Annotated in this window: 10 protein-coding genes; 5 read left to right on the top strand and 5 right to left on the bottom strand. The window is 62.4% G+C overall.

All coding sequences use genetic code 11. From position 1 onward, the window contains the following. Positions 1 to 3: 3 nt before the first annotated feature. Positions 4 to 1,992: a ParB/RepB/Spo0J family partition protein gene (locus E2E27_RS12170; protein ID WP_141459505.1), complete on the bottom strand. Its 1,989-nt coding sequence runs from the start codon at positions 1,990 to 1,992 to the stop codon at positions 4 to 6. A gap of 249 nt (positions 1,993 to 2,241) precedes the next feature. On the opposite strand from E2E27_RS12170, the gene E2E27_RS12175 reads away from it, so the two are divergent. Next, positions 2,242 to 3,561: an SMODS domain-containing nucleotidyltransferase gene (locus tag E2E27_RS12175; RefSeq protein ID WP_141459507.1), complete on the top strand. Its 1,320-nt coding sequence runs from the start codon at positions 2,242 to 2,244 to the stop codon at positions 3,559 to 3,561. After that, on the top strand, positions 3,554 to 4,138 hold the full coding sequence (locus tag E2E27_RS12180) for an SLATT domain-containing protein (protein ID WP_066704264.1): 585 nt from the start codon (positions 3,554 to 3,556) through the stop codon (positions 4,136 to 4,138). The genes E2E27_RS12175 and E2E27_RS12180 overlap by 8 nt, the downstream gene beginning before the upstream one ends. A gap of 1 nt (position 4,139) precedes the next feature. Here E2E27_RS12180 and E2E27_RS12185 read toward each other — a convergent pair whose 3' ends face one another. From E2E27_RS12185 to E2E27_RS12200, 4 genes are all read right to left on the bottom strand, one after another. Continuing rightward, positions 4,140 to 4,862, bottom strand: coding sequence for an RES family NAD+ phosphorylase (locus E2E27_RS12185; protein ID WP_419681864.1), 723 nt, complete (start codon positions 4,860 to 4,862; stop codon positions 4,140 to 4,142). Then, the gene (locus E2E27_RS12190; protein ID WP_066704270.1) at positions 4,859 to 5,272 is read right to left on the bottom strand and encodes an MbcA/ParS/Xre antitoxin family protein; all 414 of its coding nucleotides are present in this window, start codon (positions 5,270 to 5,272) and stop codon (positions 4,859 to 4,861) included. The genes E2E27_RS12185 and E2E27_RS12190 overlap by 4 nt, the downstream gene beginning before the upstream one ends. Positions 5,273 to 5,291: 19 nt before the next feature. Then, the gene (locus E2E27_RS12195) at positions 5,292 to 9,566 is read right to left on the bottom strand and encodes a bifunctional class I SAM-dependent methyltransferase/DEAD/DEAH box helicase (protein ID WP_141459511.1); all 4,275 of its coding nucleotides are present in this window, start codon (positions 9,564 to 9,566) and stop codon (positions 5,292 to 5,294) included. 87 nt (positions 9,567 to 9,653) lie between these two features. Further along, positions 9,654 to 10,544 (bottom strand): DUF7146 domain-containing protein, encoded by an 891-nt coding sequence (locus E2E27_RS12200; protein ID WP_141459513.1) that lies wholly within the window; start codon positions 10,542 to 10,544, stop codon positions 9,654 to 9,656. A gap of 126 nt (positions 10,545 to 10,670) precedes the next feature. Here E2E27_RS12200 and E2E27_RS12205 point away from each other — a divergent pair, with 126 nt between their 5' ends. The 3 genes from E2E27_RS12205 (at position 10,671) to E2E27_RS12210 (ending at position 12,881) form a co-directional block, all read left to right on the top strand. Then, positions 10,671 to 11,327, top strand: coding sequence for a lytic transglycosylase domain-containing protein (locus E2E27_RS12205; RefSeq protein WP_141459515.1), 657 nt, complete (start codon positions 10,671 to 10,673; stop codon positions 11,325 to 11,327). 68 nt (positions 11,328 to 11,395) lie between these two features. After that, on the top strand, positions 11,396 to 11,551 hold the full coding sequence (locus tag E2E27_RS18760) for a DUF5818 domain-containing protein (RefSeq protein ID WP_181443431.1): 156 nt from the start codon (positions 11,396 to 11,398) through the stop codon (positions 11,549 to 11,551). A 214-nt stretch (positions 11,552 to 11,765) separates the two neighbouring features. After that, entirely contained in the window at positions 11,766 to 12,881 is a 1,116-nt protein-coding gene (locus E2E27_RS12210; protein ID WP_141459517.1) for a three-Cys-motif partner protein TcmP, read from the top strand. Positions 12,882 to 12,883: the final 2 nt, after the last annotated feature.

A 12,883-nucleotide genomic window follows, 5' to 3' on the forward strand; every position in this document is an offset into this window, starting at 1 on the left:
AGGTCAGGCGGCCACCTCGCTCGGGGGCTGATGGTCGTCATTGGCAACGCAATCCGCGTCCGAATCCTGCGGTTCGTCCCCGGCGTCGCTTGCCGACTGACCAGCGAAGCGCATGACTTCGGGCACCCAGGCAAGTGCCCGTTCGCGCACTTCGACCTCGGTGATGTATGTGCCTGCGAAGACGCGCTCGGCGCTCATCGCGAGATCCCCCTTCTTGACCGATGCGAAGCGCGAGGAGAGCTCCAGGCCGCCAACGTCAGTGAGCGCATCGAGGATCACCTGCTTCGAGACCCGGTCGAAGTAGTTCGCCGCGGTCGGCCGCCACCATTGCGCCAAGTCGATGCCGATGAGGCTGCCGAGATGATCCTGGAACGCGATGTGACGTTCGCCCACCATATTGAGACTCGCTTCGAGCGTGCGCGCGACGACAAAGCCGAGCCAGGCTGCACGGCTTTCATCGGAAAGCGCCCGGAACATCTCGAAGCGCGTCGAGGCGTCCTCGCCAGATCGCCAGGTCTCATCGAGGCCGGACCGCAGGTCAGCGAGTGACGCACTGGCCGGTGCATCCTTCGCCTCGAACCCGATAATTGGTCCTGCAGGAACGCTGCCGCGAAGCGTCGTTGCAGCACGCGATCGCCAGTCGTGGGTATCGGCATCGGCGAGCGTGAAGACCATGATGTCGAGCGCAAGTCCGGGATCCGACGCAACGTGGAGCGCGAGAATGTCGCGCCGCTGCATGGCAAGCTCGTCGACCAGGCGCTTCGATAGCGCCGCGCGACGCTTGCCCTCGCTGCCATCACCCGGGACGACTTCGACGGCATCGTCGTCATCATCGACGTGAGCTTCGCGCTCACCGTAGAAGACCGGCTGGAGCACCGGCGTGCCATCCCGCGACAGCACCAGGATCATTCCGGCTTCAGCCTTGAGTTCGGGCGCGAGTTCCGGCGGCTTTGCTCTGATATCCTGGCATTCGCGCTCGATCGCCTCGATCGTCGCCTCGGCCGCAGCGACAGCTTCCTCGGCGCTGTCTTCATCTTCGAGAATGGCCGCATGCTCGTCATAAGAGGCATCGAGCTCATCAAGCCTTGCCAGTTCTGCTTCCGTCAGCGGGGCAGGCTCTGCGGGAAGTCGAACAAGGCCCTCGACGAGATCGTGGCTCGCGTAGGGATCGAGTGTTGGCTTGACCCAGGCAAGGCCCTGTTCGACTGCGAGCGCCTTCGCTCGTTTCTCCATCTCCGCAGCAGCGAGGTTCTCGAGAAGCGCGACATCGACCCAGGACTCGCTGTCGTCATCGTCGAACAATTCGCGCTCGATCCGGCCGCCGCCGGCGATGTAGGCGTCGCGTCCAACGAGCCGGGCCCGGGGATCGCTGCCCCGGACCGTGCCGGAAAGCACCATTCGCCGGATGCTGTCTGCGCTCGGCGCATAATAGGCCGAGGAGACCTGTTCGAAGACGCGGGCCTGGATTTCCTGGTCAGACGTGGCGCCGAACGCTTTGGCGAGGTCCAGTGTGATTTCGCCCGAGGCCAGCGCCTCGAACACGACCGGAGCAAGCGTCGCGAGACGCAAGCGGCCCTCGACGAAGCGGACAGTCAGCCCGAACCGGCGCGCAACCTGGTCAGTCGATGTGCCAGCGTCGATCAGGGCAGCGAAGGCCTGCGCTTCGTCAGCAGGATTCATGGCCAAACGATGGAAGTTTTCGGCGAGGCTGGTCTCGACTGCAGTGTCGGCGCTGTCTTCGAGCACCAAGCAAGTCACCTCGTGATCCTTGGGCAGGATCTTGTCATCGGCCAGGGCGAGCATGGCGCGGCGGCGTCGCTCGCCGGCTTCGACCTCGAACTTGCCGCGTGATGCAGGACGGACGATGAGATTCTGCAACAGCCCGTGGGCAGCGATGCTCGCCTTTAATTCGGCATCGGCGGCTGGATCACCGTGACGACGCACATTGCGGGGTGACTGAACCAACTTGTTCAGCGGGAGCGATTTTATCATGGGACATACTCCTGACTGTGAGCCCGAGACGTCGACCATCGACACTCAATGGCTCAATCAGAAGCCAGCCCCCTCCCCTCTCTTGTGCCTGCAGGCGGGCTTAGAGATGCCTTCATGCCGTAACTCGATGAACTGCGCCCGTTTAGCTGGCCGCTTGACATTTGTTGGGGGTGACTTGTGCGGAACCATTGAAATGTTCCCGATTTGATCTACATGTTGTTCAGGGGATCTCAACCGGGGGTAGTCAGCTTGAGTATCGCGGACACGTTCAAGCAGTTTCTCAGCAATCTTGCAGTCGATAATGCCCAGACGATCTCGGATCGGTACGGGGAGATCACCTGCGCGCTCAACAAAAATTTCCGCGACACTGAATCCAAGACCGCGAACACACTGCAAGTCGGCTCCTATGGGCGACACACCGCCATTAAGGGTATCTCGGACCTCGACATGCTCTACATCATGCCGAAGGGTGAGTGGGATAACTACAAAGACGGCGGCCAGTCCAAGCTGTTGTCCGACGCCGCCGCCGCCATCCGCGCGCGCTACCCCAAGACGACCGTCAGGGTGGATCGGCTTGTTGTTCAGGCCGTCTATTCCAATTTTACCGTGGAGGCTCAGCCCGTATTCGAGCAGGATGACGGCAGCTTCAAATATCCCGACACCTACAACGGCGGGTCTTGGAAGATCACCAAGCCCCGTGACGAGATACAGGCTATGTCGGAATTTGTGGCGGAGAAGAACAACAACCTCCGGCGGCTCTGCAAGATGGCGCGGGCTTGGAAGAACAAGCACGGAGTGGGGATCGGCGGCCTCCTGATCGACACCCTTGCGCACAACTTCCTAAAATCAACCAGCGAGTATGACGACAAGAGCTATCTTTATTATGACTGGATGAGCCGCGATTTCTTCGCCTATCTCAAGGACTTGCCCAAGCAGGACTACTTTGCTGCGCTGGGGAGCGGCCAGCGGGTGAAGGTGAAAAAGAATTTCCAGCGCAAGGCGAAGAAGGCCCACGAGCTTTGCCTTAAGGCAATCGAGGCCGAGGGCAAGGACAACCAGAACGACAAGTGGCGCGCGGTATACGGACGGCTGTTCCCCGCTGCCGAGAAGGTGGAGAAGGCGGCGCTGACCGACCGCGCGGGCCATGCTGTCCGCATGACGGAGGAGTTCCCCGAGGATGTATTCGCCACCATCGACATTCGTAACAACATCCGTATCGACTGCCAGGTCGAACAGAACGGATTTCGCCCCGCTTCCCTGCGGGAGATGCTGAGCAATCGCACCCTGTTAATGCCGCGTAAGAAGCTCACCTTCTCCGTAGTCGAGACGGACATCCCCGGCTCCTACGGTCTGTTCTGGAAAGTGCTCAATCGGGGGCAGGAGGCTATCAACCGTGACTGCATCCGGGGCCAGATAGTCGCCGACGAGGGATACAAGAGGAACGTGGAGCATACGAAATTCAAGGGCGACCACGTTGTTGAGTGCTATGCCCTCATTAACGATGTAGTCGTGGCGACCGACCGCATCCACGTCCCTATCAGCGCGAATCAAGAGGACGAGGATGAATAGGGAGGGGCTGCTCAGGAGCATTGCTGAGACCGGCTACAACGTCGGTTTCGGGGCGAAGAAGAATTTTGCCACGCACGACGTTGTGCAGAAGGCTCCCGGCCTCATCGGCTTCCTCTCGCTCGCCGTGGGCGTCTTCGCGCTCATCTACGAACCACTGAATAGCAAGTGGATTGCCGCGACCCTTGTCGTACTCGGGATCGCGAGCCTCTACGTCACGCACTACGATCACAACAAGGTTGCCTATTGCGAGGAGGGGGAGCGGCTCACGGCCCTGTTCTATCGGCTGCGCGACCTCTACCGCGACGTGCAGGCGACGGGTGAGGACGATGACCTTGCGGTCTACCGCGAGCGCCTAGACGACCTCCAATCGGAGGTGTTCGGCTCCAACCAGTCCAAACAAATCCTCTTCAGCGACTGGTATGCCCACTACAAGTTCTTCTGGCAGCACCAGATTGAATGGATTGACGAGCAGAAGCAATTTACGTTCTGGCGCGACAAAATGCCCCTGTCCCTCTCGCTCACATTAGCTGTAGCAACGCTAACGAGTATAGCCGCTATAGTTTGTCGGCTCATTTGATTCATCCGGCCAGACTCACCACCCGAAAAACCGTCCCGGTTCCTGCGTCTCGCACCAGATCGACGCGGGTGCCGTCCCAATGGTAGTCAAGGTGGCGTCCCTGGATGGGCTCGGAAGCGCAATCGGGGTAGAATAACCCGGCGCATTCACCGCCAGGATGCCGAATGCTCGGATAGACTACGCCATTGGAACCGGCAGCCTTGAGCGTGATCGCGATGCCTTGCGAGCCCGTGTAGCTATCGGAATCGAGGGCAGGATGGTCAGTGGCATCGCCACCCCTGAGATCGTGAAGATCGGCGCCCACCGACAGGACGATCTCGCGAAACTGCGAAGTCCAACCGGGCGCTTCAGCCGTCCGGGCCATGAATCGGGCATGGTGATGGATCGTTTCGAACAGCGCCGTCTCGAAGACCCGTCCCACATAAAGGACGCCGTAGCTGCCATCGGTGAAGCGGCTTGGCCGGTCCGTGCTGACATGGGTAAACGGCGCCATCAGATAGGATGCGCCGTTTCCACCAACCCGGCGTTCGACCGGCACAAGATCGAGATTGCCGATCGTCGCCATGATCCGGGGATTGGTCTTCTGCTCGGCCGAAATCAGCAGGGGCCAGTCGGCGGGGTCGGCGAGATCCTCGAACACGTCGATCGGCGGAAAGGCGCTGCGGATGATTCTGACCGCGCCCTTCCACTCAACATGGCTGACGGGAATATCGGCGTCGGTCACCAGCCACCGCGTGTCGCATCGAGATAGCGGCGCACACGCATGATGTCGGTAAGTTCACCGCCAAGCATGACGTCGAGCGCGCTCGATCCGGCGAAGGCCGCATTGTCGGCCTTGATCCAAGCGAAGCCTCGCTGGGCTTCGGAAAAGATGATCCGCAGCGCTTTGTGAATCCCCATCAGGTTCGAGAGCCGCGCCGCGCCGTCGCGTGAGACTCGGCCCGGCCCTTCGGCCTTCCAGCGCCGATAGGAACGCACCGGCATATCGAGCAAAGTCGCGGCTTGCTCATCGGTGAGGTCCCATTTTCCGAACAGGTTCAGTACCGCGCGGAACATCGCGGCCGCCTCCTCCTGGGTGACAGGATCGGGCCGGAACGCCTGGGGCACGGTATCAACGGGTTGCAAAGCCAACATATCAAATCTCCATATGGCACTATATGGCATATATGCTGCCATTTGGCAATACTTGCTTCGTTCGCTCGGCAAGCCGAGCCAGAACCACAGCGGCACTTGCCGTCGGCACGAACAACCGCGTCTGATAGCGGATGATCTCGGTAAAGCACCCTTGCGCCTTGTACCAGTCGAGCCGCGCCGCAGACCAACCGGCGAGCTCGAGTCGCTGCGCCCCGTTGACCAGGCTGCGCTTGAGCGTGAGCGCCTCGCGGCCCTTGACCTGCATCGGCCGTCCTGCCGCGAGCACGGTATCGACGATCTGCTCGGCCGAGAACGCGTGTTCGTTCTCAAGACCAAGCGCCTGGCAGAGTTCGGGAACGCAGTGGAGCGGCACCTCGCGGCCGAGCAGCGAGCGCCCGTCGCGCGCCGAAATCCGGCTCACCCGAACATAATCGGACGGGAGCTTGTCCCACACCGGCAGCAGCAGGCCGGTCGCGAGATGCAGGCGTTCGCGCTTGTGGCTCGCGGCCGCCTCGTCGACCTCGACCTGCCAGAGGCGGTGGAACTCGGCGGGATCGACCGGCTCCCAGTTGCTCTCCTCAAGCTGCTCGGCGGTGAGATGGCCATGTTTCAAGGGCTGGACCAGTTCGAAGCGGGCAACCCGGGTTCCGTCATCAGCGAGCAGGCTGCGCGCCGGGACAAGCAGCCCGATCCGGCCTGAACGGGCATTGCGCAGAAACTGCTGGCGCTCGCCCGAAAAGCCGTAAAGCTCCTCAAGCCGTTCAAGGCGCAACGGCTTCAGCGCGCGGGCGATCTCAAGTTCGAGGAGGTGCGTCGTCGCACCCGAAAGCGCATCGGTGCGCAACAGCGTGTCGGAGAGCATATCGAAATGCTCGACTGCGATGGTCTCGACCCCGAGATCGAGCGTACCCGCCTGCCGCGCGGCATCGATCCGTGCTTCGACGAGGCCGAGGAACTCATCGAAAATGCCATTCTGCAAGCCGATCGGTAGCGCGAGGATGCGGTTGAGCCAGCGCTGGATCGAAGGGAGATCATCGACCATCGAGCCGTCGGAGCCTTCGATCCTGAGTCCGGTCAGTTCCTCGAACCGCGCGAGGGTCACGGCTTCGAGCTTGCCGATGAACAGCAGGCCGAACCAGCGGTGGAGCGCTTCCTTGGCATAGGCGCTTTCGAGATTGTCGGCGGGATCGAACAGGTTCTGTCCACCGGTCTGGCGTTGGCCGCGGGTGAGCGCACCGAGGCTGTCGAGCCGCCGGGCGATGGTCGAGATAAACCGGCGTTCGCCCCGCACATCGGTGGTGACGGGACGGAACAGCGGCGCCGAGGCCTGATTGGTGCGGTTGGTCCGGCCGAGCCCCTGGATCGCGGCATCGGCCCGCCAGCCCGGCTCGAGCAGGAAATGAACCCGCCGAGCCTGGTTCTTCGCGGCGAGGTCGGCGTGGTAGCTGCGTCCGGTGCCGCCGGCATCGGAGAAGACCAGGACCTGCTTGATTCCGTCCATGAACGCTTGGGTCTCGGCGACATTGGCGCGGGGGCTGCGTGACTGGAGTTGCTGACGCCCGTCGCGCCCGACGATCAGGCGGCGGGTACGCCCGGTAACCTCGGCGACCTGGTCGACCCCGAACCGCTCGATGATCGCGTCGAGCGCGGTAGCGATCGGCGGCAAGGCGCAGAGCTGCTCGATCATCCGGTCGCGCGCGGCGAGCGCCGAGCGGCACAGCACCGGTGCACCGTTCTCGTCGTTCATCGGCTCGGAACGCGGATTGCCGTTCTCGTCGGTGAAAACAGCCATCAGCCGCACCGGGAAGCTTTTGGTGAGGTAGTCGATCACATATTCGCGGGGGCTGAGATCGATCTCGAGCGCTTCGCGTTCGGCATCGGAAAGATCGGCAAGCCGACGATCGAGCATCGCCTCGGCGGTCGAGACGAGCTGCACTACCACGGCGTTGCCCTCGGCGAGCGCGCTGTCGATCGCTGGAAGCAGGCTCGGCAACTTCATCGAGAGCAGCAACTGCGCGAAGAAGCGCTGCTTGGTTCCTTCGAACACCGAAAGCGCAGCTGCCTTGGCCCCCGAGTTCAGCGTGTCGCCGCTGTCGGCATCGATAATCCGGGTTTCTTCGAGGGCATCGCGCAGGTTGGCATGGATGATGGCCCAGCCTTGCGCATAGGCATCGTAGACCGCGATCTGATCGGCGGTGAGGCAATGCTCGAGGATCTCGTATTCGACCCCGGCGAACGATAGTGCCCGCGCGGTGTAGAGTCCGAGGGACTTCAAATCGCGCGCGACCAGCTCCATCGCCGCGATCCCTCCATCGCGGATGTCGGCCACAAATGTCTCGCGGTTGGCAAAGGCGGTTTCCGGTCCCCACAGGCCAAGCCGGGTCGCATAGGCGAGGTTGTTGACGTCCGAGGCACCGGTTGCCGAAGCGTAGAGCACGCGGGCGCGCGGCAGCAGGTTCTGGAGGCGCACCCCGGCGATCCCCTGCTCAGAGCCCTTGACCTTGCCGCGCGATCCCTCGCCGCCCGCGGCGTTGGCCATGGCGTGAGCCTCGTCGAAGACGATCACCCCGTCGAAGTCGTCGCCCGCCCATTCGAGGATCTGCTCGAGCCGGGTCGCATCGCTGCGACCGGATCGCAGCGTCGGATAGGTGACGAACAGGATTCCCTCGCGCATCCCGACCGCCCCCCCGAGCTTCCATTGCCCGAGCGGCTGGACGTCAATCGGCAGACCACCGAGCGCCGTCCAGTCGCGGCGCGCATCTTCGAGCAGGGCTTCGTTCTTCGAAATCCAGATGTGGCGGCGCTCGCCCCTCACCCAGCGATCTAGGATGACCGAGGCGACCTGACGGCCTTTCCCAGCCCCGGTCCCGTCGCCCAGAAAGTAGCCCATGCGGTAGGCTTTGCCTTCGGCGCTCGCTTTCAAGGTACAGCCCTTGTCCTCGGGCTCGAAGCGTCCGGAGAGATCACGGGCATGAGCGCTCGCGGCATAGATCAGGGTCTCGGCCTGGGCGGCCGAGAGGATGCCTTTGGCGATGAGGTCGGAAGGGAGTTGCGGCACTGCCTCGGGCACCGGTGCGGTGATCGATCCCATGGCGACGGATTCGACAAGCGGGGTCGGGTGCGGATGCGCGCCTTCAATCGCGATCCGGCTCGGCCGGTAGGGGAGATAGTGCCCGACCTGCTCGGCGATCGGCGCGGGCGCGTCGAGCGGCTGGTAGACGAGCGGCAGGATCGATGGCGCGGCCACGACGGGCCGAACCGCAAGCGGAACCGGCTTCCTCGCTGAAGCGGCGAGGCGCAGCGGCAAGGCCGGTCTCGCTGCGATGATCGGTTCGGCCGTCCGCTCCGCCCGAGTTGGCAACATATCGAGCAGAAAGCAAAGTTCCGCAAAGTTCACAGGCTTGGCGATGATCGGACTGTCGCCACCATCGGCCTTGTCGAGCACCAGCAGCCGGGTGGTGATCGAGGTGCCCTGCTTGACGAAGCCTCGCTCGATCGCGGCGTTGAGCCGGAGCGCCACCGGACCGGCGATCCCGGCAACGAAGCGCGGCAAGTCGAACCATTCGGGCATGACCGCAACGAGGCGACCTCCGGGGAGCAGCCGCTTCCAGGCTGAGCGCAAATGCCGCGCCCCGGTGCGCCCATCGTGACCGCGCTCGATCCCGTGCGAATAGGGCGGGTTCATCAGCACCACGCTCGGACCCACGTCGGGCGCGAGCAGTTCGTCGATCAGTTCGCCATCGCACCCCGTCACGGCCGCATCTGGAAACAACAGGCTGAGGCATTCGCGGCGCAGCGGCGAGATCTCGTTGAGCGCGAGACGCCCGCCGGCCTTTGCCGCCCAGACGCCAAGCATCCCCATGCCCGCCGAGGGTTCGAGCACCAGTTCTCCGGCAGAAATCGCGCAGGCCCGGGCAGCGAGCCAGGCGAGACGCGGCGGCGTTGCAAACTGCTGCCACTCGATCTGCTCGTCGCTGCGGTTGGTCTGGGTCGGCACCAGCGCTTCGAGGCGCGTGAAAACCCGATCGGCAAGATCGGGCGACATTGCGCAGGTGAGCTCGGCTGCTTCCGCCACGAACAGCACCTGCGCCAGTTCGAGCGCGGCATTGGCATCGCGCACCGACCAGCGCCCCTCGGCATCACTGCCGCCGAAACAGTCGGCCATCACGGCGTTCAGCGCAGGGCGTGAGATCGGCTCATCGGCGCCGAGCCGGGCGGCAAGCGCTCTGGCCGCGGCGAGCGCCAGCGGTTCTTCGGCTTCGGAAAACGCGAAAGCGGGAGAAGCATGGGACATGGAAAACCTCCTGACGAGGCCATGTCCGTTCGGGGGTCCGTCCGGAGGCCTCAACAGGCCCCAAGCCCTCTTTCCTCTCTCAGAAACTCAAGCGGCCGCTCGGACCCGGCGCATCAGCACGTCGTTCCAGTCCTCATCAGGTCGTTCGGGCCGCCGGGTGACAATCCGCCGGCCTTCGCAAGCATAGGCTTCGCTGGCGCGCTCCTCGGCGTGGCGACCGCCGGCGTCGTTGTCGACGAACAGATGCAACTCGCGCACCGATTCCGGGATCGTGACCAGGCCGAACCGCTCATTGCCAAGCGTGGCCCAGCAGGGAATACCGAACAGCTGCATCGCCGAGAGCGCGGACTCGTTCCCCTCGGCAAGGCCGAGGCGGCCACCGTGCGGGTAAGCCAGGCGCACGGCACCCGAGCCGGGGCTGCCTAGCGCGCGCTTGGGCTGCGCGAATGCGGCGAGACTGTGCCTATCGGTATCGAGGAAGGTTCGGTGCAGAGCCAATATGCCCGCATCGTTGCGAACCGCTGCCACCAGAGCCGGCAAAAACCGCACCGCGCCTTTTGGCCCCAGCGGCATACGCGGATGGAAGCGCAGGTCGGATGATGCGATCGTGATCCCTCTTGCCGAAAGGTAGCGGGCGGCCGGGCTCCCCGCGAGGATCGAGGCCTCGCGCCAGAGTCTCAGGGCGTTGCGGTTCGCAACTTCCTTGCGTGGCTCCGATGCGTGTTCGCCGGCTGGACCGTCGAACAGGTCCGAGATTCGCACGCCCAGCTTGGCCATGCCCGCGATGACCGCCTCGTTGGCGCAACCGGCGAAGCAGTGAACAAGGATCGCACGCTTACCGAGCGTGATGCTGAGCGAGGGGGTGCGATCCGCATGGGCCGGACAGCAGCACATGCCGCGCGAACGCGACCAGGTACCGCCCAGTGCCTCGACGATCTTCCTGGCGCGAGCTTCGAGCGACGCGTGAACTTGGGACATGGGGCATCTCCTTCGTGACATGCCTCCACCCGCGCAGCCTCCGCTCTGCGTCGCCGACAATACATTTTCCTACATGCAATGTTCTATATATGTTCTTACCCGATTCGGCCATAGAGGAATCCGGAAATGAGACTGAGATGGGCAACGATCGCAGCGGCGGTGACGGGATGGGCGTTCGTCGTCCCGGCTCACGCGCAAATGGAGGCTGCCCCTGAGGCCACTGTACACGAGATCCGATCTGACGGCTTCCGTGTGGCCGAGGGAGCGAACGGTTTCCAACTGGTCGAACATGGGATCTGGCGACAGTCCCTGGCAGCTTCGTCCGGCGCTCCGGTTCTCGAAGCGGGCAGGACCTACCTCCCCTATCGCTATGCGAAGCCCGAAGGCACCGGCCCATCGGGCTTTCGACGGGCAAGCTACCTTCCCCATGTCTATGCAGCGGAGGCTCAATACTCGCTGCCAATTGGCCTTCTCGACGCCCTGGTATGGACGGAATCGCGGTATAACCCCCTGGCGATCAGCAAGGCTGGTGCCGCTGGCCTGGGTCAGTTGATGCCGGGGACCGCGCGCGACCTTGGCGTGCCAAATCGCTTCGATCCCGCAGCGAACCTCTTCGGCGCGGCGAAGTATCTGCGTCAGATGCTCGACAAGTTCGGGGTAGTGCATCTGGCCCTCGCCGCTTACAATGCAGGCCCTGGCGCCGTCGAGCGAGCGGGCGGTATCCCACGCAATGGCGAGACACCGGCCTATGTGCGCGATGTGCTGCGTCATTGGCGCTTCTGAACAGGGGGGTAGTGGTGAGTTCCGGTCGAATACCCGTGTCAGGAATGCTGAGCCGCGGCAGGCGCGGGATGATCCGGACCACGAAAACAGACGAGGTCTGGATTGTCGAAAGCGAGGAAGATGCCGCCGATCTCATCGGCTCGAAGGTGATCGTCGATGGCGTCGTTGCAGGGATCGATCGCCTACGCGCCGACTGGATTGGCGCGGACAGTCAGCCTTCCTGATTCTCCTGCGGCGGATATTTCGCGCCGAGTTGGAGAACCTCCCAGCATGAGCCGCTGGTGATCGAGCCGCCCCTATGAGGTGCGCTCACTTCGTTCCACCCGCCCTGCCCTACGGGGGACTGAAAGGCTTTCCCCATTCAAAAGACAATCAAATTGCCCTTGTTCGTATTTTGTTCTATGTGATCCAGAATCTCAAGTGGGGCAACGTAGAAGCATGACGAACCAGAAGTTCTTCGAAGAGCGGACTGACCAGTCTGAGGTCAAAGCCCGCATCGTGAACAAGTACTTCTCCACCTGGGCGCAGGTCGTCATGCCAACGGTAGCGAAGCGAGGCGAGAAGATCGCGTACATGGATCTCTATGCAGGCCCAGGCCGCTACAGAGACGGCGCTGCCTCTACACCCCTGCTCGTGCTGCAAACGGCCATCAATCATCCGCAGATGTCGCAGATGCTGACCTCGTATTTCAACGACGGAAAGAAAGATAACGTCTCAACACTTCAGACAGAAATCGACAAGCTGCCGGGCATCGACAAGCTCAAGCACAAGCCTGTCGTCACGTGCGGAGAGGTTGATGATGATGCCGCCACCTATTTCAACGAAACACGGCTTGTCCCGTCGTTCTCGTTCGTCGATCCTTTCGGATACAAGGGCCTGTCGTTGCGGATTGTCCAAGGTGTCATTAAAGACTGGGGCTGCGACTGTGTCTTTTTCTTCAACTACAATCGGATCAACGCGGGCATCAACAATCCCGGCGTGAAGAAGCATATGGATGCACTGTTCGGAGAGGAGCGTGCGGATGCTCTAAGGGCAAGGTTGTCCGGTTTGACGCCAGAGTTGCGAGAAGCTGCCATCCTGGAAGAGCTAGCCAACGAAATTCAGTCACTCGGAGGCAAGTATGTGCTGCCATTCACATTCCGGAACAGCGAGGGCACGCGGACCTCGCACAAGCTGATTTTCGTCTCAAAGCACTTCAAGGGCTATGAGATTATGAAGGATATCATGGCTGCGGAAAGCTCAACGCTAGACGAAGGCGTTCCGTCGCTCACCTATTCCCCGGCTGATGCCTCAATGCCGCTCTTGTTTTCTCTTGCCCAACCGATGTCGAAGCTGAAGGAAATGCTGCTGGAAGATTTTGCAGGACAGACGCTTTCGCTCACGGAAATCTATGAGCGGCACAGCGTCGGCAAGCCATACATCCGAAAGAATTATCGCGAGGCGCTAAGTGCTTTGGAGGCTGCAGACAGGGTATCGGCGTATTCGACGAAAGGGACACGTCGTAAAGGCACTTACCCCGACCATGTGAAGATCCAGTTCAAGGAAGGGGGCTGAAC

Origin of the sequence: Porphyrobacter sp. YT40, from assembly GCF_006542605.1 — a bacterium.
Lineage (GTDB): Bacteria > Pseudomonadota > Alphaproteobacteria > Sphingomonadales > Sphingomonadaceae > Erythrobacter.

What these genes read in the sequence shown, in the direction of transcription:
- E2E27_RS12170 (WP_141459505.1), bottom strand. Translation starts at nt 1,992, where the DNA reads ATGATAAAATCGCTCCCGCTGAACAAGTTGGTTCAGTCACCCCGCAAT.
- E2E27_RS12180 (WP_066704264.1), top strand. Translation starts at nt 3,554, where the DNA reads ATGAATAGGGAGGGGCTGCTCAGGAGCATTGCTGAGACCGGCTACAAC.
- E2E27_RS12190 (WP_066704270.1), bottom strand. Translation starts at nt 5,272, where the DNA reads ATGTTGGCTTTGCAACCCGTTGATACCGTGCCCCAGGCGTTCCGGCCC.
- E2E27_RS12195 (WP_141459511.1), bottom strand. Translation starts at nt 9,566, where the DNA reads ATGTCCCATGCTTCTCCCGCTTTCGCGTTTTCCGAAGCCGAAGAACCG.
- E2E27_RS12200 (WP_141459513.1), bottom strand. Translation starts at nt 10,544, where the DNA reads ATGTCCCAAGTTCACGCGTCGCTCGAAGCTCGCGCCAGGAAGATCGTC.
- E2E27_RS12205 (WP_141459515.1), top strand. Translation starts at nt 10,671, where the DNA reads ATGAGACTGAGATGGGCAACGATCGCAGCGGCGGTGACGGGATGGGCG.
- E2E27_RS18760 (WP_181443431.1), top strand. Translation starts at nt 11,396, where the DNA reads ATGATCCGGACCACGAAAACAGACGAGGTCTGGATTGTCGAAAGCGAG.
- E2E27_RS12210 (WP_141459517.1), top strand. Translation starts at nt 11,766, where the DNA reads ATGACGAACCAGAAGTTCTTCGAAGAGCGGACTGACCAGTCTGAGGTC.